Raw genomic sequence first — 26210 nt, 5'->3', positions numbered from 1 at the left:
GCACCAGGAGTTAGTGATGACTGCTACGGCCTTGATCATCTTTCTGTTGATAGGCGCCATCGCCGGCTGGCTGGCCGGTCTGCTCGTGCGTGGCTTCGGCTTCGGCCTGCTCGGCAATATCGTGATCGGTATCGTCGGCGCGTTTCTCGCCGGCTGGTTGCTGCCGGCGCTCGGCGTCAGTTTCAGCGTCGTCAATCCGCTGGTCACCAGCATTTTGTACGCGCTCATTGGCGCGGTCGTGTTGTTGGTCATCATCGGGCTGTTCAGGCGCGCTTGATTCGAACGGCGGCAAGCCGCGCCCGGCGCTCAAGCCACCGGCCTTGGCCGCGTGGTGCGGCCACGCCGTGAACGGTCAGCAATCCACGTCGACTGGGGTGATGCCGCCCCATTGAAGCAGTACTGCAGCGGCTGGTTGGTGGGCACGGGCCCGATCAGCATCGCACCCGCGTGGGCGACAGGTCGAACAATTCGACTCGCACGATTCACCGCCATCGGCGCGATGATCGGGCTACACTCGAACTCCCACGCCGCCCGGCGCTGCTGCCTGCGCGGCCCTTCCGTCGTTGTTTCCGACGCCCAGCCAGCAGGAGCCAAGCCATGTCCAAGCTTTACCCGGTCGATCCCTCGTTTGCCGCCGCGGCCCGTCTGCGCCAAGACGACTACAAGCGCCTGTATGCGGAATCGGTCAACGATCCGGAGAAGTTCTGGGCTCGCATCGGTCAGCGCGTGGACTGGATCAAACCGCCGACAAAGATCAAGAGCGTGTCTTTCGATCCCAAGGATCTGCACATCCGCTGGTACGAAGACGGCGAGCTCAACGTGAGCGCGAACTGCCTGGACCGGCAGCTGGAGAAGCGTGGCGACAAGGTGGCGATCATCTTCGAAGGTGATGACCCGAAGGATTCGCGCCGCATCACCTATCGCGAGTTGCACACCGAAGTCTGCAAGTTCGCCAACACCCTGAAACACCTGGGCGTGGTCAAGGGCGACCGCGTGGCGATCTACCTGCCGATGATTCCCGAGGCGGCGGTGGCGATGCTGGCCTGCGCCCGGCTCGGTGCGATCCACTCGGTGGTGTTCGGCGGCTTCTCGCCCGACTCGCTGGCCGGTCGCATCGCCGACTCGCAGGCCAAGGTCGTGATCACCGCCGACGAAGGCCTGCGCGCCGGCAAGCACGTCCCGCTCAAGGTCAACGTGGACGCCGCACTGGAACGGCCGCACACCAACAGCGTGGAAACCGTGATCGTGGTGCGCCACACCGGCGGCGCGGTGAACATGCAGTCACCGCGCGACCGTTACTACCACACGCTGATGGAAGGCCAATCGGCCGACTGTGCGCCGACCCCCGTCGAAGCGGAGCATCCACTGTTCGTGCTTTACACCTCCGGGTCCACCGGCAAGCCCAAGGGCGTCCAGCACAGCACCGGCGGCTACCTGGTGTTCACCAGCTATACCCACGAGCAGGTATTCGACCTGCGCGAGGACGACATCTACTGGTGCACCGCCGACGTGGGCTGGGTCACCGGCCACAGCTACGTGGTGTACGGCCCGCTGTGCAATGGCGCCACCACGGTGATGTTCGAAGGCGTACCCAACTATCCCGACTACAGCCGCTTCTGGCAGGTCGTGGACAAGCACAAGGTGACGATCTTCTACACCGCGCCCACGGCGATCCGCGCCCTGATGCGCGAAGGCGAGGAACCGGTGAAGAAGAGCTCACGCGCCAGCCTGCGCCTGCTCGGTTCGGTCGGCGAGCCGATCAATCCGGAAGCCTGGGAGTGGTATCACCGCGTGGTCGGCGAGGAGCGCTGCCCGATCGTGGACACGTGGTGGCAGACCGAAACCGGCGGCATCATGATTTCGCCGCTACCCGGCGCCATCGGTACCAAGCCCGGTTCGGCCACGCTGCCGTTCTTCGGCATCAAGCCGGCGATCGTCGACGCCGACGGCGCGGTGCAGGAGGGCGTCGCCGAGGGCAACCTGTTGATCACCGATTCCTGGCCCGGCCAGGTACGCACGATCTACGGCGACCACAAGCGTTTCATCGAAACCTATTTCAGCGCCTACCCCGGCAACTACTTCACCGGCGATGGCGCCCGTCGCGACGAGGACGGCTATTACTGGATCACCGGTCGCGTGGATGACGTGATCAACGTCTCCGGTCACCGCCTGGGCACGGCCGAGGTGGAAAGCGCCCTGGTGGCGCACCCCAAGGTCGCCGAAGCTGCGGTGGTCGGCTGCCCGCACGACATCAAGGGGCAAGGCATCTACGCCTACGTCACCCTGGTCGCCGGCGAGACCGGCAGCGACGAGCTGCGCAAGGAGCTGATCGCCTGGGTGCGCAAGGAGATCGGCCCGATTGCCACGCCGGACTACCTGCAATGGGCGCCCGGCCTGCCGAAGACCCGCTCGGGCAAGATCATGCGCCGCATCCTGCGCAAGATCGGCGAGAACCGCCCCGACCAGCTCGGCGACATCACCACGCTGGCTGACCCGGGCGTGGTACAGAACCTGGTCGACGAACGTTTGATCAAATAATCTGGATAGGATCGTCCGGCCATGGATTCGGCCATATATACGTCCATTTGATTTTGCTTGCTTCTTTTTGTTGCAACGCACTATAGTCGAGACTCCCCCTTGTTTCGGGAGCCCAGACCATGGACCAGCCACGCGCGCAGGGTTTGTACGACCCAAGGCACGAGCACGACGCCTGCGGCGTGGGCTTCGTGGCGCATATCAAGGGGCGCAAGAGTCACCAGATCATCGAGCAGGGCCTGCTGATCCTGCGCAACCTCGATCATCGTGGCGCGGTTGGTGCCGACCCGCTGATGGGCGACGGCGCCGGCATCCTGATCCAGCTCCCCGACCAGCTCTACCGCGAGGAAATGGCGCTGCAGGGCATCCAGCTGCCGCCGCCGGGCGAATACGGCGTGGGCATGATCTTCCTGCCCAAGGAGCATGCTTCGCGCCGGGCGTGCGAACAGGAGCTGGAACGTACCGTGCGCGCCGAAGGCCAGGTGGTGCTGGGCTGGCGCGACGTGCGCGTGGACAGCGACATGCCGATGTCGCCCGCGGTGAAGGCGCGCGAGCCGGTGATCCGCCAGCTGTTCATCGGCCGCGGCGCGGACATCATGGTGCCCGACTCGCTGGAGCGTAAGCTCTACGTGATCCGCAAGACTTCCAGCCACGCGATCCGTGCGCTGAACCTCAAGCACGGGCGTGAATACTTCGTCCCCTCGATGTCCACCCGCACCGTGGTCTACAAGGGCCTGCTGCTGGCCGACCAGGTCGGCACCTACTATCCGGACCTCACCGACCCGCGTGCGGTGTCGGCGCTGGCGCTGGTGCACCAGCGCTTCTCCACCAATACCTTCCCGGCGTGGGAGCTGGCGCATCCGTATCGCATGGTCGCGCACAACGGCGAGATCAACACGGTCAAGGGCAACGTCAACTGGTTGAACGCCCGCACCGGCGCGATCTCCTCGCCGGTGCTCGGCGACGACCTGGCCAAGCTGTGGCCGCTGATCTATCCGGGCCAGTCCGACACCGCCTCGTTCGACAACTGTCTCGAACTGCTGACGATGGCCGGCTACCCGCTGTCGCACGCGATGATGATGATGATTCCCGAGGCGTGGGAACGTCACACCCTGATGGACGACAACCGCCGCGCGTTCTACGAATACCACGCGGCGATGATGGAGCCCTGGGACGGTCCGGCCGCGATCGCGTTCACCGACGGTCGCCAGGTCGGCGCCACACTGGATCGCAATGGCCTGCGCCCCGCGCGCTACGTCATCACCGACGACGACCTGGTGATTCTCGCCTCCGAAGCCGGCGTGCTGCCGATCGCCGAGCCGCGCATCGTGAAGAAGTGGCGGCTGCAGCCGGGCAAGATGCTGCTGATCGACATGGAGGCCGGCCGCATCATCGACGACAAGGAACTGAAGGACCAGTTGGCCAATGCCCGCCCGTACAAGCAGTGGATCGAGCATATCCGCATTCGCCTGGACGACCTGCCCGGCGTGCGCTCCGACGCAGGCAGCGACGATAGCCTGATCGATCGCCAGCGCGCGTTCGGCTTCACGCTGGAAGACCTGAAGTTCCAGTTGCTGCCGATGGCGCTGGACGGCCAGGAAGCGATCGGCTCGATGGGCAACGACACGCCGCTGGCGGTGCTGTCGGAGCTCAACAAGTCGCTGTACCAGTATTTCCGGCAGCTGTTCGCCCAGGTCACCAATCCGGCGATCGACCCGATCCGCGAGCAGATGGTGATGTCGCTGGTGTCCTTCATCGGACCGAAGCCGAACCTGCTCGACATCAACAACATCAATCCGCCGCTGCGACTGGAAGTGGCGCAGCCGATCCTCGACTTTGCCGACATGGCCAAGTTGCGCGACATCGAACGGCCCTCGCGCGGCAAGTTCCGCAGCTTCGAACTGGACATCACCTACCCCGCCAGCTGGGGCAAGGCCGGCATCGAGGCGCGCCTGGCCTCGCTGTGTGCGCAGGCGGTGGATGCGATCACGCAGGACCACAACATCCTGATCGTGTCGGACCGCCAGGCCAGCCGCGAGCGCGTGGCGATCCCGGCCCTGCTGGCCACCTCGGCAATCCATCAGCACCTGGTCAGCAAGGGCCTGCGCACCAGCAGCGGGCTGGTGGTGGAAACCGGCTCGGCGCGCGAGGTGCAGCATTTCGCCCTGCTCGCCGGCTACGGCGCCGAGGCGATCCACCCTTACCTGGCAATGGAGACGCTGGCCCAGGATGCGGCCATCACCTCGGGCGCCATCAGCGTCGAGAAGGCGATCGGCAACTACATCAAGGCGATCGGCAAGGGCCTGCAGAAAGTGCTGTCGAAGATGGGCATCTCCACCTACATGTCCTACACCGGCGCGCAGATTTTCGAAGCCGTGGGCTTGAACAGCCAGTTGGTGGACACCTACTTCAACGGCACCACCAGCACGATCGAGGGGATCGGCCTGTTCGAGCTGGCGGCCGAGGCCCTGCGTCTGCACGAGGCGGCCTATGGCGACGCGACGCGCTCGTCGGAGGCGCTCGGCGATGGCGGCGAGTACGCCTGGCGCGTGGGCGGCGAAGCGCACCTGTGGTCGCCGGACAGCATCGCCAAGCTGCAGCATGCGACCCGCGCCAACAGCGCCTCCACCTACAAGGAGTACGCCGAGCTCATCAACGACCAGACGCGTCGGCACATGACGCTGCGTGGTCTGTTCGAGTTCCGCAGCGATCCGTCGGCGGCGATCCCGCTGGACGAGGTGGAGCCGGCGAAGGAAATCGTGAAGCGCTTTGCCACCGGCGCGATGTCGCTGGGCTCGATCTCGACCGAGGCGCACGCCACCCTGGCCGTGGCGATGAACCGGATCGGCGGCAAGTCCAACACCGGTGAAGGTGGCGAGGACGAGGCGCGCTATCGCAATGAGCTGCGCGGCGTGCCGATTGGCGAGGGCGAAACGCTGGGCAGCATCCTCGGTGCCGGTCGCATCGAAAGCGACACGCCGTTGCTTCCGGGCGATTCGTTGCGCTCGCGCATCAAGCAGGTGGCCTCCGGACGTTTCGGCGTCACCGCCGCCTACCTGGTGTCGGCCGACCAGATCCAGATCAAGGTGTCGCAGGGCGCCAAACCCGGCGAAGGTGGCCAACTGCCCGGGCACAAGGTTTCCGAGTACATCGCGCAGCTGCGCTTCTCGGTGCCCGGCGTCGGCCTGATCTCGCCACCGCCGCACCACGACATCTATTCGATCGAGGATCTGGCCCAGCTGATCCACGACCTCAAAAGCTGCAATCCCGAAGCCTCGATCTCGGTGAAGCTGGTGTCCGAGGTTGGCGTGGGCACCGTCGCCGCAGGCGTGGCGAAGTGCAAGGCTGACCACGTGGTGATCGCCGGGCACGATGGCGGCACCGGCGCATCGCCGTTGTCCTCAATCAAGCATGCCGGCACGCCGTGGGAACTTGGCCTGGCCGAGACCCAGCAGACCCTGGTGCTGAACCACCTGCGCGGGCGCATCCGGGTGCAGGCAGACGGCCAGATGAAGACCGGTCGCGACGTGGTGATCGGCGCGCTGCTCGGTGCGGACGAATTCGGTTTCGCCACCGCGCCGCTGGTGGTGGAAGGCTGCATCATGATGCGCAAATGCCACCTCAATACCTGCCCGGTCGGCGTCGCCACGCAGGATCCGGTGCTGCGCAAGAAATTCAGCGGCAAGCCCGAGCATGTGGTGAATTTCTTCTTCTTCGTCGCCGAGGAGGCGCGCCAGATCATGGCGCAGCTGGGCATCCGCCGCTTCGACGATCTGATCGGCCGCACCGAGCTGCTCGACATGCGCCAGGGCATCGAACACTGGAAGGCGCGCGAGCTGGACTTCGCGCGCGTGTTCCATCAGCCGCAGGTGCCGGCCGAGGTCGCGCGGCGGCATGTGGAAAGTCAGGATCACGGCCTCGCCCCTGGCGGCAGGGCGCTCGACCATGTGCTGATCGGGAAGGCGCGCGCCGCGCTGGAGCACGGCGAGCGCTGCAGTTTCATCGTCGGCATCCGCAATGTGAACCGGTCGGTCGGCGCCATGCTGTCCGGCGTGCTGGCCCGCCGCCACGGTCATGCCGGCTTGCCGGACGACACCATCCACGTGCAGCTCGATGGCGTGGCCGGACAGAGCTTCGGCGCCTTCCTGGCGCGTGGCATCACCTTCGATCTGGTCGGTGAGGCGAATGACTATGTGGGCAAGGGCATGTCCGGCGGCCGCATCATCATCCGCTCGCCCAACGATTTTCATGGCTTCGGGCCGGAGCACATCATCGTCGGCAACACGGTGCTGTATGGCGCGACCGAGGGCGAGGCCTATTTCAACGGCGTCGCCGGCGAACGCTTCGCGGTGCGCAATTCCGGCGCCAGCGCGGTGGTCGAGGGTGTCGGTGACCACGGCTGCGAGTACATGACCGGTGGCACCGTGGCCGTGCTCGGCGAGACCGGGCGAAACTTCGCGGCCGGCATGTCCGGCGGCGTGGCTTACGTCTACGATCCGGACATCCAGTTCCAGTCGCGTTGCAACCTGGCCATGGTGGCACTGGAGCCGGTGCTGTCGGGTGTCGAACAAGGTCTGCGCGTGCCGCGCGAGCTGTGGCACGCGCCCACACGCGGCGCAGCCGGCGAGACCGACGAGGCGATCTTGCGCGGGCTGCTGGAGTCGCATTTCCGATATACGGGCAGCTTCCGCGCGAAGGCGATCCTGCATGACTGGATCAACGCGCGCACCCACTTCGTGAAGGTGATGCCGCACGAGTACAAGCGCGCGCTGGGTGAAGCGGCACGGCAAGGCGCGCCTCAATCCACCGCCCAGGCCACGGCCTGAGCCGGCAGGAGACTAGAGCAATCATGGGCAAGATCACCGGCTTTCTCGAATACCCGCGCGTGCCCGAAGTCAGCGAGGCACCGACCGCGCGCAAGCAGCACTGGCGCGAGTTCACGCCGCAGCTGAGGGACGACAAGGCGAAGATCCAGGCGGCGCGCTGCATGGATTGCGGCATTCCGTTCTGCCACAACGGCTGTCCGGTGAACAACATCATTCCGGATTTCAACGACCTGGTTTATCGACAGGACTGGAAGCGCGCCATCGAGGTGCTGCACTCCACCAACAACTTCCCCGAGTTCACCGGCCGCATCTGCCCGGCGCCGTGCGAGGCGGCGTGCACGTTGAACATCAATGATGACGCGGTGGGGATCAAGTCGATCGAGCACAAGATCATCGACAAGGCGTGGGAAGAGGGCTGGGTAGTGCCGCAACCGCCGGCTCGGCAGACCGGCTGGAAGGTCGCCGTGGTCGGATCCGGTCCGGCCGGTCTGGCGGCTGCTCAGCAGCTGGCGCGCGCGGGACACGCGGTGACGGTGTTCGAGAAGAACGACCGCATCGGCGGACTGCTGCGTTACGGCATTCCCGACTTCAAGTTGCAGAAGGACCACATCGATCGCCGCATCGAGCAGATGCGCGCCGAGGGCGTGCAGTTTCGCCCCGGCGTGATGGTCGGGGGCGAAGTTGACAAGGCCGCTGGCGCGGCGGAGCGGATGACGGTCGAACAGTTGCAGCAGCAGTTCGACGCGGTGGTGCTGGCCGGCGGCGCCGAGCAGCCGCGCGACCTGCCGGTGCCGGGACGCGAACTCGCGGGCGTGCATTTCGCGATGGAGTTCCTGCCGCAACAGAACCGCATCGTGGCCGGCGACAGCTTGCCGCAACAGATCCTGGCTTCGGACAAGCAGGTGGTGGTGATCGGTGGCGGCGACACCGGTTCGGATTGCGTCGGCACCTCCAACCGTCAGGGCGCGGCGGCGATCACCCAGTTCGAGTTGCTGCCGCAGCCGCCGATTCAGGAGAACAAGCCGTTGACCTGGCCGTACTGGCCGATCCGCCTGCGTACCTCCAGTTCGCACGAGGAGGGTTGCCAGCGCGACTGGGCGGTGGCGACCAAGTGCTTCAACGACGATGGCAAGGGCAGGGTTCGCGGCCTCACCGCCGTGCGCCTGCAGTGGAAGGACGGCAAGATGAGCGAGCTGCCCGGCAGCGAGTTCGAGATTCAAGCGGACTTGGTGTTGCTGGCGATGGGTTTCGTTTCCCCGGTGGGGGCGGTGCTGGACGCGTTCGGCGTGGACAAGGATGCGCGTGGCAATGCCCAAGCCAGCACCGAAGGACAGGCGCGATATCGCACCAGCGTGGACAAGGTTTTTGCCGCAGGCGACATGCGGCGCGGCCAGTCACTGGTGGTGTGGGCGATTCGGGAGGGAAGGCAGTGTGCCCAGGCCGTGGACGAGTTCCTGATGGGCAGCTCCAGTCTGTCGCGGTGAGCCCGGGTGCTGGCGGCCGACACGCCATCGCTTGTGCCACCTGGGCGGCGGGGTCACCATTGGCCCATGATTGCCGCACACCACTCAGGCCTGCTCGAGGCCGCCACGGGATTGGACCACGAGACCGTCGACGTCTGGCGACTCGACTACCGACCGGCGCGGAAGCGCGGGCCTCTGTTGCAGGCGCTTGCCGCCTATCTTGGGATCGATGCTGACCAGGTACGCCTGGTCGAGGGCGCTCACGGTCGACCACGGCTTGACCCGGCACACGCCTCGACACTGGAATTCAACTGGTCGCACAGCGGTCGGCACGCGCTGCTGGCGATCGCTCACGGGATCGCTCCCGGCATCGACATCGAACGTCGGCGACCGCGGCCGCGCGCCTTGGCGCTCGCCCGGCGGTTCTTCGACGACGACGAGGCAGCCGCATTGGCGACCTTGCCCGAAGCCGACCGCGCTGACGCCTTCCTGCAGCTGTGGACTGCAAAGGAGGCGCTGCTCAAGGCGCATGGACGCGGGATCGGTTTCGGCCTTCAGCGCGTGCATGTTGTCAGCGACGGTGACGATCTGCGGTTGTTGCGATTCGATGATGAGGCGATCGGAGCGTGGCAGCTGCACCGTCTCGCGCTGGCTCCGGATCTTGTCGCGGCACTGGCCTGGCGTGGCCGGCCGCGCAGGATCAGGCTGGGAATGCTTGCCAGCTCAGACTGATTGGCGCACTGTCGTGGGCCGGCCGCCAGTGCCGGTTGCGTGACCGCGTTGCTGTCAAAATTTTTGCCACCGAACGTCCAACCGTCATGACCCTGCTCAGTGTCAATCTCAACAAGATCGCCGTGCTGCGCAACTCCCGCGGCGGCAGCGAGCCGAATATCTGCGACGCGGCGCAGACCTGCATCGAGGCAGGATGCGGCGGGATTACCGTGCACCCCCGCCCCGATCAGCGCCATGTGCGTCCGTCCGACGTGTACGCACTTGCGGCCATGCTGCGCGGTCGCGTGGAATACAACATCGAGGGCAATCCGTTCGCCGACGCTCGCGGCGACTACCCGGGTCTGGTCGCGTTGGCCCGCAAGGTGCGGCCGACCCAGGTTACTCTGGTGCCCGATGGCGATGGTCAGATCACATCCGACCACGGCTTCAATTTGCGCGAGGATATCGCCCGGCTACGTCCGCTGGTGGGCGAATTGTGCGATCTGGGTTGCCGGGTCAGCCTGTTCGTCGACGCGGGCAGCCAGGACTTCGATCTGGCTGCGGTGATCGGGGTGCAGCGCGTCGAGCTCTATACCGGGCCTTATGCACAAGCGTTCGCAGACGGATTTCCCGGACCGGCATTGGCCGCTTGCGCCGATACGGCACGACGCGCCCAGCAGGCCGGGCTGGCGGTAAACGCCGGCCACGACTTGAGCCAGGCCAATCTCGGAACCTTCAAGGCGGCCATTCCGGGACTGGCCGAGGTCTCGATCGGTCACGCATTGATTGGAGAGGCCTTGTACGAGGGGCTTTCCACCACCGTGCGAAACTATCTGCAGATCCTGCGCTGAGGCCGCTCGCGCACAATGCAAAAGCCCCGCCGAAGCGGGGCTTTTGCATACACCATGGTCCGGAAAGCGTCGGAATCAACGACCTTCGTTGAAGCCGATCTTCACCAGGTTGTAGCTCTTGGCGTCCGCCAGCACGCGTGCCACGTACTCATAGGCCACGTGATCATCCGCGGCGATCTGGATCTCCGGCTGGTTGGGCAGGGACATCTGGCCGATGACCGCCAATTGAGCCTTCAACCCGAGCTCGTCCAGTGGCGTGCCATTCCAGTAGAACGCCCCGGTCTGATCGATCTTCAGATTGATCGGACTCGGCGGGTTCGCCGGTGGTACCACGTCCTTGTTCGGCTGCGGCAGATCCACCTCGATCTTGTGGGCCAGAATCGGTGCGGTAATCATGAAGATGATCAGCAGCACCAACAACACGTCGACCAGCGGCGTGACGTTGATCTCCGCCATCGCACCGCCGCTGGTTTTGGTTGAAATCGCCATCGTGAATTATCCCTTGGGCGCGTCGGTAGTCATGAACGCAATATGCACCATGCCCGAGGCCTTCGCGTCGCTGATGATCTTCTTCACCACCATGAACTGCACTTCCCGATCAGCACGGATCTGCAGTTGCGGCTGCGGAGTCCGCTGCGCCTCGACCAGAAGCTTCGCCCGCAGCTCCGCATCGGTCACCGGTGCATCGTTGAAGTACAGGTTCCCGTCCAGCTTGATCGCCAGATCAAGCGGTGGGGTCTTCGGGTCCGGTGTTTTGGCGTTGGGATTGGCGATGGGCAAATCGATCGTGACGGAATGCGACATCAGAGGGGCCGTGATCATGAAGATGATCAACAGAACCAGCATCACGTCGACCAGCGGCGTGACGTTGATTTCCGACATCGGGCCGCCGGAATCACCACCTAGACTTACGGCCATGGGTCAATCCCTCACTTCGCGCTTTCGATGCGCGAACCGGTCGCAAAGAAGTCGTGGAGGTCGTTCGCGAACTCGTCGAAGCGCGCGTAGATCACGCGGTTCTGTCGGTTGAAGAAGTTGTACGCGAACAGTGCCGGGATAGCGGCGAACAGACCGAAGGCGGTCATGATCAGTGCTTCACCGACCGGGCCAGCCACGGCGTTCATCGACGCGTTGCCGGTGGCGGCAATGCCGATCAGGGCGTGGTAGATGCCCCACACGGTGCCGAGCAGACCGACGAAGGGTGCGGCCGAACCGACCGTCGCGAGCAGGGTCATGCCCCCTTCCAGACGCATGCTTTCGCGAGCCACGGACTGGCGCAGCGCACGATCGATGAACTCCGAACGGCTCAGCGACTCGGCGAGCTTGCCGGTAGTGCCGGTCGTGCTCTGCTGGTGATGCGCCACCGCCGAGGCAGCCTCCAGTGCAATCTTGGAGAACGGCTCGCTCTTGGGCTGGGCTTCCAGTTCACGGATCGCGTCCTGAGTGGAACCATTACCCCAGAACCCGTCGATGACCTTGTCGGCACGAGCCTTCACGGTGGCATTGCGGATGCCGTTGGCGATGATGAAGTACCAGGACAGGAACGACATCGCGACCAGGGTCACGAAGACCACCCAGCCAAGCCAGTCGAAGTTCTGCATCAGGTTCTCGAAGCCCATCTGTTTCATGGCTTCGGCGTTGGAATTGCCGGTTGCTGCAGGAGTCTGTAGGAACATAACGCTACCCTAGGAAAGTCAAGCGTGAACTGTAACTGTAATCGACTGGATCCAGATTACAGCGGGTTGGAGATGAGTTGCTGAATGCCTTAGCCACTGAGGTTGAAGGTGATGGGAACTCGGGCATAGCCTTCCACTTTCTTGCCGGCCTTCACCTCTGGATTGAACTTCCAGTGGCGCTGCACCCAGGCTTTGGCTTCCCGATCCAACTCACGGTATCCGCTGGATTTCTCCACCTCGACCGACTTGGGCGTGCCATCCAGGCCGACAAGAATGAGAAGAACCACGGTGCCTTCGTGACGCTGCCTGGCCGCCATCGGAGGATATGGCGGACTGGGCCGGGTGCCGTAGCTCAGATCCGAACCTGCCGCGATATCCGGCGGCGGTGCCGGTGGTGCCGGCGGCGCCGGTGGCGGTGCCTGCACGGCGTTGGCCGAAACCTCGGTCACCGGCGGCGGCGGGGTCGGCGGCGGCGGGGTCGGCGGTGGATTGACCTGCTGGATGATCTTCGGCGGTGGCTGCTTCGGCGGCTCCGGCGGCGGCGGCGGCGGTGGCGGCGGCGGCGGCGGCGGCTCGATGAAGCTCACCTGGACGATCTTTTCCTTTTCCTTGTGATTCTGATTGGGTGGCGCCATCGGCGCCACAATCAGCAGAAAAGCGAACGCATGCAGCCCGATGGCCACAGCCAGCGCCCATGTCCGCTTCCAACTAAACTGCCCGGATTCTTCGTTGCTTGAGGCCATCTGTCACTATCTGGAAGCTGATCAATCGGTAGACCACGTCGCCGCGCAACATTGCCGGGAACCATCGCGATGACTGCAAGGTACCCGGTACAAGCTCGCTGCTGAGGGGACGCAGGGAAAGGTTTTCAACGGTACAACACGACATGGCTTTTGTATAGCTTCGGCGGGGTATGGAAATGGACGTCCATGCCCCGCACGGGGTGCTCGCCAGGATCGCTCAGGATGCACCAAGCTTATTGAGCAGCTTGTTCGCATCCTCGGCGGATTCAGGATGCTGCGCGGCCTTCTTCAGCGCAGCGATTTGTGCCGCCTTGTCGTGCAGGCCACGTTCGGCCTCGGCCAGCACCAGATAGGCGGTGCCCATGTGCTTGACGCCTTTGCTGATCGCCTGGTTGATCATTGTCTTCGCCTGGCCATACTTGCCATTGGAAAGCTCGATATTCGCAATCTGCAGTGCGGGCTCGCCATCCTTCGCCAGCGGCAGCGCCTTGTTGAAGGCCTCGCGCGCGGCCTTCATGTTGCCGGCAAGGTATTCGGCCTTGCCCAGCAGCACCTCGTTGTCGGCGCTGGACTGCATGATGCCCTTGGCAAGACCGTCCTTGATGGTAGCCACGGCCTTTTCGGCCATCGGCTTGGTATCGTCGCTGGACAGTGCCTGGTTGTAGTACAGCGAGGCCAGCAGCACGTAGTTTGCCTCGCCGGTCAGTTGACCCTTGGCTCGCGCACCCTCCATCAGCTTGATCGCCTCGGGGTATTTCTGCGCCTGCTGCAGCGCCTGGATCGAGGTTTCGAGCGCCTTCGGATCGTCCGGATGCGCCGCCAGGTTTTCCTGCGCCATCTGCACCAGCTGATCACCCTGACCCGACGCGGAATAGCTGGCCATCAGGATCTGGTTCCACTGCGGATCCGGCTTGTCGGTCATCGACTGCGCCTTCTTCACTGCCGCGATGGCTTCGGGATACTTCTCCAGCCGGTACAGATCGTTGCCTTCGACCGCATAGGACTCGGCGGTTTCCTTCTTGCCTTCGGCGCGCCACTTCTTGATCGTGTCCAGCGAAGCCTGGTATTGCCCGTCGGCCTGCTGGGCGACCGCCAGCATGTATTCGACCGCGAAATAGTCGTCGTTGGGCAGTACGCCGTTGACCAGCGCCTTCTGCAGCAGCGCGATCGTCGCCTTGTAGTCGCCGGCGCGGTACTTGATCAAGGCCAGACCACGCAGTGCCACAGCCTGGGCGTACTTGCTCTTGCTGCTGTCGAGGACGCCCTGCAGCGTGGTCTGGGCGGTGGCCATGTCACCGTTGTTGATGGCTGCCATGCCGTCCTGAAGGTTCTTCTGGTCCTTCTTGCTGGTCAGGTCGAGCTTGGGAGCCTTGCGCGCGGTGTCGGGATATTCGGTGGACTGCTTGGCTTTGTCGGTCTGCCTGGCCATGGCCGGCGTGCAGGCCAGGCTGAGCAGGAAGGCTGCACAGGCCAGGATGGTGAACCCTCGAACATGCTTCATGGTGATCCTCATCTCAAGGTCGGCGTACGACGTTGCACGCAGAACAGGTTGAAAAGCCTAACCCGATCAGCTCATGGATAACAAGTCGCAGTGCCGCATAAAAGTTTGTTAAAAATCAACAAGTTGTGAAGGCGGACGGTGTGCGGAACGGTTCCCGAGCCGGGGCACGGGGCGCATCGGGGCACGGGGCCGCTCCGCCCACCCTGCCGCAGGCGCCGGCCTGGCAGGGTCAACAGGCAATCAGGCCTTGATCAAACGTCCAAGTTTGCGACCTTCAGTGCATTTGCTTCGATGAAGTCGCGACGCGGTTCGACCGCCTCGCCCATCAACATCGAGAACATCTGGTCGGCGGCAATGGCGTCCTCGATGCCGACCTGGAGCATGCGTCGGGTATCCGGGTTCACCGTGGTGTCCCACAACTGCTCGGGATTCATTTCGCCCAGGCCCTTGAAGCGCTGGATGCTGCGGCCCTTCTTGGCCTCTTCCAGCAACCAGTTGCGTGCCTCGGCGAAGTTGAGCACGCCACGTGAGGCATTGCCACGCTGCACCACCGCGTCGGCCTGGATCATGCCGGCGATCTGCTGGCTGATGGCCAGGATCGGACGGAACTCGGCCGTGCTGAAGAAAGGTTGCGGCAACAGCCAGGTGTGAGTGAGCCCATGCTGTCCGCGGACGACTTCGATGGCCGCGGGCTGCTCGACGGCTCCTGCCGGCCGCAACCGCAGCGTGTAGTGCGGCTTGCCGAGGCCACTCGCCGCCAGTCGCAATGCAGCGGCGTCCAGCCAGGCCTGCATGGCCGTGGGATCACTCCACAAGGCGGGTTCCAGCGGCGGATGTTCGAGCAAGGCGTTCAACACCGCCGGGTCGCAGCGGTGGGTCAGCTTGGCGATCTGGTCCAGTGCGTGCTGGTAGCCGCGCAGCAGTTTCTCCAGCGCCTCGCCGGTGATGGGTGGTGCGTCGGGGCTGTAGGTCAGCGCGGCATTGTCCACCGCGCTGGAGATCAGGTAGTTGTTGAGTGCCGTGTCATCCTTGATGTACAGCTCCTGCTTGCCCTGCTTGACCTTGTACAGCGGCGGCAGGCCGATGTAGATGTGGCCGCGCTCGATCAGCTCGGGCATCTGGCGGTAGAAGAAGGTGAGCAGCAAGGTACGGATGTGCGAGCCGTCGACGTCCGCGTCGGTCATCAGGATGATGCGGTGATAACGCAGCTTGTCCGGGTTGTATTCGTCCTTGCCGATACCGGTGCCCAGCGCGGTGATCAGCGTGCCGACCTCGGCCGAGGACAGCATCTTGTCGAAGCGCGCCTTCTCGACGTTGAGGATCTTGCCTTTCAGCGGCAGCACGGCCTGGGTCTTGCGGTTGCGACCCTGCTTGGCCGAACCACCGGCGGAATCACCCTCGACCAGGAACAGTTCGCACAACGCCGGGTCCTTTTCCTGGCAGTCGGCCAGCTTGCCGGGCAGCCCGGCGATATCCAGCGCGCCCTTGCGCCGGGTCATCTCGCGCGCCTTGCGTGCGGCTTCGCGCGCGCGCGCCGCGTCGACCGCCTTGGACGCGATGGCCTTGGCCTCGTTCGGGTGTTCCAGCAGAAACTCGCCGAGCTTCTCGTTGACGGCCTGCTCCACCGCGGTCTTCACCTCGGACGAGACCAGCTTGTCCTTGGTCTGCGAGGAAAACTTGGGATCGGGCACCTTCACCGACAACACGGCGATCATGCCTTCGCGCATGTCGTCGCCGGACAGCGAGACCTTGGCGTTCTTGGCCAGGCCTTCCTTCTCGATGTAGTTCTGCAGCGAACGGGTCAGCGCGGCACGGAAACCGGTGAGGTGGGTACCGCCATCGCGCTGCGGAATATTGTTGGTGAAGCAGTACATCGTCTCCTGGTAGGAGTCGGTCCATTGCATGGCGACCTCCACCACGATGCCGTCCTGCTCCGCGGTAAGGCCGATCACGTTCGGATGCAAGGCCGTTTTCATCTGGGCCAGATGCTTCACGAACGAGCTGATGCCGCCTTCGTAGGCAAACGTGTCCGAACGCCCTTCCCCGCGTTCGTCCTTGAGCTCGATGGTGACGCCGGAATTGAGGAAGGCCAGCTCGCGCAAACGCTTGGCCAGGATGTCGTAATGGAAGTCGATATTGCTGGTGAAGGTGGCCGGGCTGGGCAGGAAGCGCACCCGGGTGCCGCGCTGGCTGGAGGGGCCAACCTCCTTCAGCGGATACAGCGGCTCGCCGAGCGAGTATTCCTGCAGATATTCGTGACCGTCGCGATGGATGGTGAGCCAGAGGTGGTCGCTGAGTGCGTTGACCACCGACACGCCTACCCCGTGCAAGCCGCCGGAAACCTTGTACGAATTGGCGTCGAATTTGCCGCCGGCATGCAGTACGGTCATGACCACTTCGGCGGTGGAACGGTGCTCCTCCGGGTGCATGTCGACCGGGATGCCGCGGCCGTTGTCGCTGACGCTGACCGACCCGTCGTCGAAGATCGTCACCACGACTTTGTCGCAATATCCCGCCAGAGCTTCGTCGATCGAGTTGTCGACCACCTCGAACACCATGTGGTGCAGGCCGGTGCCGTCATCGGTATCGCCGATGTACATGCCGGGGCGCTTGCGCACCGCTTCCAGGCCCTTGAGGACCTTGATGTTGCTGGAATCGTAGTGGGATTCGTTGAGGGGTTCGTTCATGCGATGACTGATTCCTGGCGCCAGCGACCCGCCCGACACGGCGCCGTGATAGGCCGGACAGGGTTATGCAAACCGGTGGGGATGCAACCCTTCGATTATAGCAGGCGCGTCAGTACACCTTGTTCCACGTGGAACACTCGGGCCGCTTCCCCATTCAGGCTCGAAGGCAGTTCGGTGCCGGTCAGCAACACCTGCGCGTCCGCAGCTCGAAGTTGTGCCACGACCGAGGTCTGATGCGCCTGATCGAGCTCTGATGCCAGGTCATCCATGCATACGATCGGCCACTCGCCGCGGTGCTCGGCATACAAACCCGCCTGCGCCAGCAGACAGGCCAGCGCCGTCAGCTTCTCCTGACCGCGCGAGAGATGCTCGCGCATCGGCGCGTGCTCGAATGACACCGACCAGTCCGCACGATGGGCACCCAGTGTCGTGTGTCCCCTGGCCTGGTCCCGCACCCGATGCTCGCGCAATTGCGTGCTGAGGTCGTGATCCTCCGACCAGCCCCGACGGTAGCGGAGCTCGACCGCACCCAACTCCGGCAGCAGACCGGCAATACTCGATTGGAGCCCGGGACGAAGCAGGTCCAGATACATCCTGCGGGATGTATCGACCCACTGGGCGGCTTGCGCCAGCTCCGCTTCCCACGGCGCGAACAGCTCATCGGACGAACTGCCGCCCTGACGCAACAGGCTGTTGCGCTGCTTCAATGCCCGCTGATACCGCCGCCAGGCCGAAAGGAATTCGTGTTCCACGTGGAACACACCCCAGTCGAGAAACCGTCGTCGCTCCTCCGCGGCACCGGCAATCAATGCGTGCGAGCCGGGTTCGAAGCACACCACGGCGCACTCTCGCACCAGTTGACCAATGGCCACGTTGTCGCCGTCGACCTTGGCCTCCCAACGCGGACCCGACCTACCCAGTCCCAACCGGCTGACGCGACCATCGTCGTGACGCAATTCGGCGAACACCGACAACTGGTTCATCGTCCGCTGCAGCAACGCGTCCTTCGCTCCACTTCGAAACGATCGCGCGTGCGAAAGCAGGAACGCCGCTTCCAGCACACTGGTCTTGCCGGCGCCGTTCGCCCCCACGAAAGCGTTGATTCCCGGACCCAGCGCCAGACTGACTTCGGTGAGGCAACGCAGCCCGCTGATGCGCAGATGCTCCAGCCTCATGGCGGGCACCCGCACAAACAGCGACGCCGGGATCCCTGAAGGAAATCCCGGCGTCTCGAGTCGGCATCGTGCAAGACCAGACCCATATCGCAGGCGTCAGAGCCGCAACGGCATGATCACGTGGCGGGAATGCTCGTTGTCCTGCTCCTGCACCAGGCAGCTCGATTGCGCATCACGCAGGCTCAACCGAGCCTGGTCACCGCGCAAGGCGGCCAGGGCATCGAGCAGATAGCCGACATTGAAGCCCACGGCCAGGTCCGACACGTGCGTATCCGCCTCGACTTCCTCCACCGCCTCTTCCTGCTCCGGGTTGTGCGCCACGATGCGCAGCTTGCCGGGCGACAGTTCCAGCCGCACGCCGCGATACTTTTCGTTCGACAGAATCGCCGCACGTTGAAGAGCACCGCGCAGCACCTCGCGGTCCAGCGTGGCGGTCTTGTCGGCGCCCAGCGGAATCACCGCCTCGTAATCAGGGAAACGACCGTCGATCAGCTTGGAGGTGAAGGTCACGCCGCCGCGGCGCAAGCGCAGGTGATTGCGGCCGAACTCCAGCTCCACCTGACCATCGCCGCTCTCCAGCAAGCCGATCAGTTCATTGACGCCCTTGCGTGGAATGATGATCTGGCGCCGCGTGCTCACCGAGCTTTGCAGTTCCGTTTCCTTCATCGCCAACCGGTGTCCGTCGGTGGCGACGCAACGCAGCGTGTGCTCCTGCAGGTCCAGCAACATGCCATTGAGGTAGTAGCGCACGTCCTGGTTGGCCATGGCGAAGGCGGTGCGCTCCATCAAGTCGCGCAGCACCTCTTCCGGCAGACTGACCTTTTCCACCAGCTCGATCTGGTCCACCGTGGGAAATTCGCTGGCGGGAAGCGTGGTGAGCGTGAACCGGCTGCGTCCCGCGCTCAAGCCCACGCGGTCGCCGTTGAGCTTCAGTTCGATGTGGGCGCCATCGGGCAGGGCTCGCACGATGTCAAACAGCTTCCGCGCCGGAATGGTGATCTCGCCATCGGCAAGCTTTTCACCCTCCGCGGTGGCAACCATCTCGACTTCCAGATCGGTACCGGTCAAGGAAACCTTGCCATCGCCCACCTTGACCAGAAGGTTGGCCAGGACTGGAAGCGTCTGGCGTCGTTCAACCACCCCAACCACCTGTTGGAGTGGCTTGAGCAGGGCTTCACGTTGAATGCTGAATTGCATAAGGGCTTCCCTATACCTGCTGTACTGTTTCTTTAAAAGAAGTTTAGTGGTTGCTGTAGGTGTTGTGGAGTACTGATTTCAAGCAAGAAACACGTTTATTTTCAAGTAGTTACGAATTTTTATGCCTGTGCAGCAATGGCCTGCCCGACAGTGGATCATTTGTGGATAACTTCGAACCTCAAATCATCCACCTATTATCCACAGCTTCAACCCCTGCTTACCCATAGCATTGTGGCGCATTCCGCCCAAGCCTTCAGCCGGTCAGCGTGCGAATCAACTGCTCCCAGTCCTGGCGCATGCGCACATCGGTTTCGATGAACTTGCGGATCGTCTTGCAGGCATGCATCACGGTGGTGTGGTCGCGGCCGCCGAAGGCCTCACCGATTTCCGGCAGGCTGTGCTCGGTGAGTTCCTTGGCCAGGGTCATCGCGATCTGCCGCGGACGCGCCAGTGAACGCACCCGCCGCTTGGACAACAGATCCTGCAGCCGCACATTGAAGTATTCGGCGGTGGTCTTCTGGATGTTGCTGATGGTGACCGCCTGCGCATGGGTGGCCAGCAGGTCGCGCAAGGTCTCTTCGGCGAAATCCGTGGTGATCGGTTTGCCGTAGAAATTGGCCCGCGCCGCCAGCGTATTGAGCGCCCCTTCGAGGTCACGCACGTTCGAACGGATGCGTTTGGCCAGCAACATCGCCACGCTTTCGTCCACCGCCACGCCCTTCTCGTGCGCCTTGGCCAGCAGGATCGCCGCGCGCGTTTCGAAATCCGGCGGTTCGATCGCCACGCTGAGGCCCCAACCCAGGCGCGATTTCAGCCGTGGTTCGAGCTTGTCGACCTCTTTCGGATAGCGGTCGCAGGTGAGGATGATCTGCTGCTTGGATTCGAACAGCGCGTTGAAGGTGTGGAAAAACTCTTCCTGCGTGGTGTCCTTGCCGGCGAAAAACTGGATGTCATCGATCAGCAATGCATCGACCGAGCGGAAGCGCCGTTTGAACACGTCCATGCTCTTGGCGCGCAAGGCTTCGATCATCGAGCCCACGAACTGTTCCGAACGCAAATACATGATCTTGAAGCCGGGGTTGCGCTCCAGCATCAGGTTGCCGGCCGCATGCATCAGGTGGGTCTTGCCCAGGCCGGTGCCGCCGTAGAGCAGCAAGGGGTTGTAGGCGCGACCGGGGTTGGTCGCGACCTGCATTGCCGCCGCCTTGCCGAGCTGGTTGGACTTGCCTTCGACGAAGGTCTCGAAGGTGTAATGCGGGTCCAGGTTGTGCTGGTAGGGCTGCTCGGCGGCCGGCGCGGGTCTGGCGCCGGAGGTTGTCGCTGCGGGTTTGGCGGGGGCGGCGCGCGGCGTACTCGAACCGACCTCCAGGCGCACCGGACAGGCTTTGCCCAGCAGCAGCTGCAAAACTTGTTCAATCTGCGGCAGATAGCGCTGCCGCACCGTGTCCAGCGTGTAGGAATTGGGTGCAAACAGCTGCAGGCCGTCGGCATCGTCGCGGGCCTGCAATGGCATCAACCAGGTATGCAGGTCTTCGGCGCTCAGATCGCCTTCGAGGCGCTCAAGGCAGCGCCGCCACAGATCACTCATGAATTCAATCGACCACAGCTTGAGGGGCGCTTGCGCCCGGAATGTTGGAGCGGGGTGATGGGCTAGTCTAGCAGCAGCCCCGACGGGCCCGCGGGCGAGATATCCACATGGATGCCCACAGCTTGCCTACGGAACGCATTTGACAGCCCCGGCAAAAACCGGACATACTCTCCAACCTTTTTATCCACATTCCCTTCGGAGCAGACCATGAAGCGGACCTTCCAGCCAAGCAAGCTCAAGCGCGCGCGTACGCACGGTTTCCGTGCCCGTATGGCGACCGCCGACGGCCGCAAAATCATCAATGCCCGTCGTGCCAAGGGCCGCAAGCGCCTGATTCCGTAATCAGCGATCAAGCGTCGGAGACGGGCGCCATGTCACGCGCCGGACTGCCTCGCGACGCGCGGCTCCGTCGGCCTGGTGACTTTGCAGCCTTGCGAACCAGCAGCGGACGCGCAAGCGCCCGCTGTTTTCATGTGCGCTATCGCGACAACGGGCTGGGCCATGCCCGGCTCGGCCTGGCGATTTCCAAGCGGGTCTCCAAGCGTGCGGTCGAGCGCAACCGGATCAAACGCCTGCTGCGCGAGTCGTTCCGGCGTGTGCGGCACCAGTTGCCGCCGGTCGACCTGATGGTGATGGCGCGCGAGCAGGCCGCCGGCGTCCCCGGCGCCGAGTTGCTGCGCGATATCGACAGCCTGTGGAAAAAGCTGCTGGCCAGCCGCGTCGACCAGGCCAAACCATTGAAGCGGGCCGACGACACCTCCACAATCGAACGTTGACCCTTTTTTCCAGCCTCCGCGGCGAGACCCCTTGAGTCGTGGCGTTACCCGGATCTGCTACGCGATGAACCAAACGCGCAACTTCCTCCTGTTCGCCCTGCTCGCTGTGGCGTACCTCCTGTTCATGGCCTGGGAGAAGGACTACGCGCCTCACCCTGCAGCCGCGCCAACGGCCACCACCGCCACCCAGGCGACCGCCAGTTCGGCCGACGGCAGCGTGCCATCAGCCATCGCCGGCACCTCGAGTGCCGCCACGCCGACCGGCACCGCCACGATTGCCACCGAATCGACCGCCGCGGGGCAAGCGCCTTCGCAGCTGATCACGGTAGATACCGACGTCCTGCATCTGCAGATCGATACGCGCGGCGGCAGTCTGGTGCATGCCGACCTGCTGGCCTATCCGAAGGATGCGCCGACCCGCTCCAAACCGCACCCGGCGCCCACGGTGCTGCTCAGCACCGATCCAGCGCACTACTTCGTGGCCCAGAACGGCCTGGTCAGCAGCAGTGATACCGCGCCGCAGGACCAGCCCAATCACCTGGCGCTGTTCCAGAGTGCCAAGCCCAGCTACACCATGGCGCCGGGCCAGAACGAGCTGAAGGTCGAGCTGACCTGGCAGGATGCGGCCGGCCTCAAGGTGACCAAGACCTACACCTTCACGCGCGGCAGCTACGTGGTCGGGCTCAGCCAGCACATCGACAATGGCACCGCCAGCACCTGGCAGGGCAACGCCTACCAGCAGCTGCAGCGCGTTGAGCCGCCCAAACCGGGCAGCTGGTTCAGTCACTACACCGATCCCGAGTCGCGCAGTTTCCAGGGCGCCGCCTGGTACACCGGCGAGAAATTCGAGAAGCTGTCATTCAAGGACTTCAGCGAGAAGAAGGATGCGCTGGATGCCCAGATCAAGGGCGGCTGGGCGGCCATGCTGCGCCTGTACTTCGTCACCGCGTGGATACCGCCGGCTGACCAGACCGATCACTACGTTACCCAGACCCTCGATCCGAACAGCGAGCATCCGCGGTACCTGATTCGCGCGGTCAGCCCGTCGATCAGCGTGGCGCCCGGCCAGAGCATCACCAGTCAGGCGCGGCTGTATGTCGGCCCGAACGTGCAGGGCAAGATGGGCGACATCGCCCCGGGCCTGGACCTCACCATCGACTACGGCATGTTCAAGGCGATCGCGGTGCCGATGCACTGGATCCTGTCGCAGTTCCACGCGATCGCAAAGAACTGGGGCGTGGCGATCATCCTGCTGGTGCTGCTGATCAAGGGCCTGACCTGGAAGCTCACCGCGATGCAGTACCGCTCCAGCGCGCGCATGCGCAAGCTGGCGCCGCGCATCCAGGCGCTGAAGGAGCGCTACGGCGACGACAAGCAGAAAATGCAGCAAGCCACCATGGAGCTGTACAAGAAGGAGAAGGTCAACCCGATGGGCGGCTGCCTGCCGGTGCTGATCACCATGCCGGTGTTCTACGGCCTGTTCTTCGTGCTCGAATACAGTCTGGAACTGCGCCACGCGTCGTTCCTGTGGATCCCCGACCTGAGTGCGCCCGATCCGCTGTACATCCTGCCGATCATCTACGCCATCGTGATGCTCGGCACCCAGTGGCTGAATCCGGCCGCCGCGGGCATGGATCCGACCCAGGCCAAGATGATGAAGGTGATGCCGTTGCTGTTCACGGTGATGTTCGCGTTTTTCCCCGCCGGCCTGTGCCTGTATTACGCGGTGAACGGTCTGGTCGGCCTCGGCCAGCAGTGGTGGGTGACGCACCATATCGATCGGGCGCCGGCGCTCACCACCGACTGAGCGCGCGTCCGCCACGAAGGCATCCAGCCGCCGCGCCCGGCAACGGTCGCGGCGGCTTTCGTTTAGAGTCATCGCCATGCCCAGCCCAGCCATCGACACGATTGCCGCCATCGCCAGCGCGCCGGGCGCCGCTGGCGTGGGGGTGGTGCGCGTGTCGGGCCCGGCCGTGCCGAGCATGGCGCGAACCCTGCTGGGGGCCACGCCGCAGCCACGCTTCGCCCACTTCACCGCGTTTCGCGATCAGGCCGGCGAGCTGATCGATCGCGGCCTGCTGCTGCACTTCCCCGCCCCCGCCTCCTATACCGGCGAGCACGTACTGGAACTGCAGGGCCACGGCAGCGCCGTGCTGCTCGACCAGTTGCTGCGTCGCTGCTGCGAACTCGGCGCGCGGCTGGCCCGGCCCGGTGAATTCACCGAGCGCGCCTTCTTGAACGGCAAGCTCGACCTGGCCCAGGCCGAGGCGGTCGCCGACCTGATCGCCGCCCGCTCGCAGGCCGGCGCCCGTGCGGCCCTGCAGTCGATGGAAGGCGTGTTCTCGCGCAAGGTCGAAGCCCTGCTGCAGGCATTGATCACCTTGCGCGTGCATGTCGAGGCGGCGATCGACTTTCCGGAAGAGGAAATCGACTTCCTCGCCGACCCGGCGATCCAGCAGCAGCTCGATGTTGTCCGTGCCGAACTCGGCCAGCTGCTGCGCGAAGCCCAACGCGGCCTGCGCCTGAACGACGGCTTGCGCGTCGCCATCATCGGCCGTCCCAACGCCGGCAAGTCCAGCCTGCTCAACGCCCTGGCCGGCAGCGACCGCGCCATCGTCAACGCCGTCGCCGGCACCACCCGCGACGTGCTGCGCGAGGCGCTCAGCCTGGACGGCATCGCGCTGGAACTGGCCGACACCGCCGGCCTGCGCGACACCGACGACGAGGTCGAGCGCGAAGGCGTGCGCCGCGCGCACGACGAACTGCAGCGCGCCGATGTCGCCTTGCTGGTCACCGAAGTCGATCACGCCACCGCCGACCTCGCCTTCTTCGCGCCGCTGCCCGCACACGTCGAACGCATCGTGCTGATCAACAAGATCGACCTCGACGCCATGCCGCCGCACAGCGAATCGCGCGACCAGACACGATGGTTGTGGGCCTCCGCCAGGACCGGCGCGGGCCTCGACAACCTGCGCGAACACCTCAAGAAGTTGGCTGGCGCGGGCAGCGGTGAAGGCGCCTTCAGCGCCCGCCGCCGTCACGTGCTGGCGCTGCAGCAAGTAGACGTCCATCTGCAGGACACCGCCACCGAACTGATCCACGGCGCCGGCGAACTCGCCGCCGAAGCACTGCGCCAAGCCCAGCACGCGCTGGGCGAAATCACCGGCAGCTACAGCAGCGACGACTTGCTCGGGGCGATTTTCGGATCGTTCTGCATCGGCAAGTAACCGGGTGGTCCCGCCATTTCACTCCGCTCAGGCGCTGCCCAACCAAGCCTCGAGTTCGGCCAGGCGCGGCATGCCCCCCTGCGCTCCCAGCCTGGTGACTGACAACGCGGCGGCGGCGCAGGCCTTGCGCACGGCGCGCGCCGGGCCTTGGTGCAGGAACACCGCCAGCGCGGCGTTGAAGGTGTCGCCGGCGCCGGTGCTGTCGACCACGTCGACCGGGAAGCCTGGCTGGTGGATGGGCTCGCCCTGCTCGCGGTACCAGGCGCCTTCGCCGCCGCGGGTGAGCACGATCGGACATGGTGCCGCCTGCATCAGCTCACGGAAGTCGGTGGCCGGATCGGCGCCGAGCAGGATCGCCAGCTCGTGCTGGTTCGGCGTGGCATAGCGGACCAGCTTCAGCCATTCGGTCGGCAGCTTCTGTGCGGGTGCGGGGTTGAGGATGACGGGTACGCCCAGCTGCGCGCCGAGGCGCACCGTGGTTTCGACGGCGTCCAGCGGAATCTCCATCTGCACCAGTACCGCATCGGCACGCCGGATAAGCTCCTGCGCCTGCTCCACCTGCGTCGGCGTGACGCGGGCGTTGGCGCCGGGCACCACGATGATCTGGTTCTCGCCGCCGGCAATGGTGATCGACGCGGTGCCGCTGGCTGCGTCCGGCAAGTGCGCGACGTGATCCAGCGTGACGCCTTCGCGGCTCAGCCCCTGGCGCAATTGCTGGCCGAAGGTGTCATCGCCAAGTGCGCCGACCAGCGCCACCTCGGCGCCAAGCCGGGCCGCCGCCACGGCCTGATTGGCGCCCTTGCCGCCGGGTACGGTGACGAAGCGTTCGCCCAGGATGGTCTCGCCGGGGCCGACGAAGCGCGGTGCCTGGGTGACCAGGTCCATGTTGATGCTGCCGACCACGACGATGCGTGTCATGCCTGTCTCCCGGGGAAGCGTCGATTGCGGTGTTGAGCCGAGAGCTTAAGGCACGGCTGAACAAGTCGGTATCCATGGACCTGAAACCACATGGCTACGTGGCTGCGCTTGTGTTCGATATTCGCTCAAGCTTGCCCTGGGTGCGAGCCGTGTCGCATGCATGGCAAGCGAATCACCATCAAGAGCGCCCCCATCCGCCCTGTCGGGCACCTTCCCCCGCGATGCGGAGGAAGGGCTGTTTCGTGCAGCGCGCACCAGCTTCAGTCGTCTGCATGGCAAGCGAATCACCATCAAGAGCGCCCCCATCCGCCCTGTCGGGCACCTTCCCCCGCGATG

Annotated in this window: 20 protein-coding genes; 10 read left to right on the top strand and 10 right to left on the bottom strand. The window is 64.5% G+C overall.

Going from position 1 to position 26210, the window contains the following annotated elements; all coding sequences use genetic code 11:
* Nucleotides 1–16: 16 nt before the first annotated feature.
* From AC0L58_RS16325 to AC0L58_RS16300, 6 genes are all read left to right on the top strand, one after another.
* Nucleotides 17–277, top strand: coding sequence for a GlsB/YeaQ/YmgE family stress response membrane protein (locus AC0L58_RS16325; protein ID WP_473685285.1), 261 nt, complete (start codon nucleotides 17–19; stop codon nucleotides 275–277).
* 320 nt (nucleotides 278–597) lie between these two features.
* The gene (gene acs, locus AC0L58_RS16320) at nucleotides 598–2538 is read left to right on the top strand and encodes an acetate--CoA ligase (RefSeq protein WP_473685282.1); all 1941 of its coding nucleotides are present in this window, start codon (nucleotides 598–600) and stop codon (nucleotides 2536–2538) included.
* Nucleotides 2539–2657: 119 nt separating this feature from the next.
* The gene (locus AC0L58_RS16315) at nucleotides 2658–7361 is read left to right on the top strand and encodes a glutamate synthase-related protein (RefSeq protein WP_473685279.1); all 4704 of its coding nucleotides are present in this window, start codon (nucleotides 2658–2660) and stop codon (nucleotides 7359–7361) included.
* 23 nt (nucleotides 7362–7384) lie between these two features.
* Entirely contained in the window at nucleotides 7385–8845 is a 1461-nt protein-coding gene (locus AC0L58_RS16310) for a glutamate synthase subunit beta (RefSeq protein WP_473685277.1), read from the top strand.
* A gap of 6 nt (nucleotides 8846–8851) precedes the next feature.
* On the top strand, nucleotides 8852–9556 hold the full coding sequence (locus AC0L58_RS16305; RefSeq protein WP_473685275.1) for a 4'-phosphopantetheinyl transferase family protein: 705 nt from the start codon (nucleotides 8852–8854) through the stop codon (nucleotides 9554–9556).
* Nucleotides 9557–9642: 86 nt separating this feature from the next.
* On the top strand, nucleotides 9643–10386 hold the full coding sequence (locus tag AC0L58_RS16300) for a pyridoxine 5'-phosphate synthase (RefSeq protein ID WP_473685273.1): 744 nt from the start codon (nucleotides 9643–9645) through the stop codon (nucleotides 10384–10386).
* A 75-nt stretch (nucleotides 10387–10461) separates the two neighbouring features.
* Here AC0L58_RS16300 and AC0L58_RS16295 read toward each other — a convergent pair whose 3' ends face one another.
* The 9 genes from AC0L58_RS16295 to dnaA all read right to left on the bottom strand — a co-directional run bounded on the left by AC0L58_RS16295 (nucleotide 10462) and on the right by dnaA (nucleotide 20953).
* Nucleotides 10462–10875 carry an ExbD/TolR family protein gene (locus AC0L58_RS16295; protein ID WP_473685271.1) on the bottom strand — a complete coding sequence of 138 codons (414 nt, stop codon included), beginning with the start codon at nucleotides 10873–10875 and terminating at the stop codon, nucleotides 10462–10464.
* Nucleotides 10876–10881: 6 nt separating this feature from the next.
* Nucleotides 10882–11304, bottom strand: a complete 423-nt coding sequence (locus AC0L58_RS16290) for an ExbD/TolR family protein (protein ID WP_473685269.1) — start codon at nucleotides 11302–11304, stop codon at nucleotides 10882–10884.
* An 11-nt stretch (nucleotides 11305–11315) separates the two neighbouring features.
* Entirely contained in the window at nucleotides 11316–12062 is a 747-nt protein-coding gene (locus AC0L58_RS16285; protein WP_473685267.1) for a MotA/TolQ/ExbB proton channel family protein, read from the bottom strand.
* 89 nt (nucleotides 12063–12151) lie between these two features.
* The gene (locus tag AC0L58_RS16280) at nucleotides 12152–12805 is read right to left on the bottom strand and encodes an energy transducer TonB (RefSeq protein ID WP_473685265.1); all 654 of its coding nucleotides are present in this window, start codon (nucleotides 12803–12805) and stop codon (nucleotides 12152–12154) included.
* A 217-nt stretch (nucleotides 12806–13022) separates the two neighbouring features.
* The gene (locus AC0L58_RS16275; protein ID WP_473685263.1) at nucleotides 13023–14306 is read right to left on the bottom strand and encodes a tetratricopeptide repeat protein; all 1284 of its coding nucleotides are present in this window, start codon (nucleotides 14304–14306) and stop codon (nucleotides 13023–13025) included.
* 251 nt (nucleotides 14307–14557) lie between these two features.
* Nucleotides 14558–16993 (bottom strand): DNA topoisomerase (ATP-hydrolyzing) subunit B, encoded by a 2436-nt coding sequence (gene gyrB / locus AC0L58_RS16270; protein WP_473685261.1) that lies wholly within the window; start codon nucleotides 16991–16993, stop codon nucleotides 14558–14560.
* Nucleotides 16994–17088: 95 nt separating this feature from the next.
* Nucleotides 17089–18168: a DNA replication/repair protein RecF gene (gene recF, locus AC0L58_RS16265; protein WP_473685259.1), complete on the bottom strand. Its 1080-nt coding sequence runs from the start codon at nucleotides 18166–18168 to the stop codon at nucleotides 17089–17091.
* Between the two features lie 96 nt (nucleotides 18169–18264).
* A complete protein-coding gene (gene dnaN, locus AC0L58_RS16260) occupies nucleotides 18265–19365 on the bottom strand; it encodes a DNA polymerase III subunit beta (RefSeq protein ID WP_473685257.1) in 1101 nt (366 codons plus the stop codon).
* A 253-nt stretch (nucleotides 19366–19618) separates the two neighbouring features.
* Nucleotides 19619–20953 (bottom strand): chromosomal replication initiator protein DnaA, encoded by a 1335-nt coding sequence (dnaA, locus tag AC0L58_RS16255; protein ID WP_473685255.1) that lies wholly within the window; start codon nucleotides 20951–20953, stop codon nucleotides 19619–19621.
* Nucleotides 20954–21160: 207 nt separating this feature from the next.
* On the opposite strand from dnaA, the gene rpmH reads away from it, so the two are divergent.
* From rpmH to mnmE, 4 genes are all read left to right on the top strand, one after another.
* Nucleotides 21161–21295, top strand: coding sequence for a 50S ribosomal protein L34 (gene rpmH, locus AC0L58_RS16250; protein ID WP_007082494.1), 135 nt, complete (start codon nucleotides 21161–21163; stop codon nucleotides 21293–21295).
* A gap of 29 nt (nucleotides 21296–21324) precedes the next feature.
* Nucleotides 21325–21729, top strand: coding sequence for a ribonuclease P protein component (gene rnpA, locus AC0L58_RS16245; RefSeq protein ID WP_473685252.1), 405 nt, complete (start codon nucleotides 21325–21327; stop codon nucleotides 21727–21729).
* A 64-nt stretch (nucleotides 21730–21793) separates the two neighbouring features.
* Nucleotides 21794–23536, top strand: coding sequence for a membrane protein insertase YidC (gene yidC / locus AC0L58_RS16240; protein ID WP_473685250.1), 1743 nt, complete (start codon nucleotides 21794–21796; stop codon nucleotides 23534–23536).
* 76 nt (nucleotides 23537–23612) lie between these two features.
* Nucleotides 23613–24956, top strand: a complete 1344-nt coding sequence (gene mnmE / locus AC0L58_RS16235; protein WP_473685248.1) for a tRNA uridine-5-carboxymethylaminomethyl(34) synthesis GTPase MnmE — start codon at nucleotides 23613–23615, stop codon at nucleotides 24954–24956.
* A 27-nt stretch (nucleotides 24957–24983) separates the two neighbouring features.
* Here the strand turns inward: mnmE and rbsK are convergent, their stop codons facing one another.
* Nucleotides 24984–25874: a ribokinase gene (rbsK, locus tag AC0L58_RS16230; RefSeq protein ID WP_473685246.1), complete on the bottom strand. Its 891-nt coding sequence runs from the start codon at nucleotides 25872–25874 to the stop codon at nucleotides 24984–24986.
* Nucleotides 25875–26210: the final 336 nt, after the last annotated feature.

This window comes from Rhodanobacter sp. G2-10 (assembly GCF_055809185.1).
The sequence above is the reverse complement of the archived record's forward strand: the minus strand, read 5'-3'. Positions and strand labels throughout refer to the sequence as shown.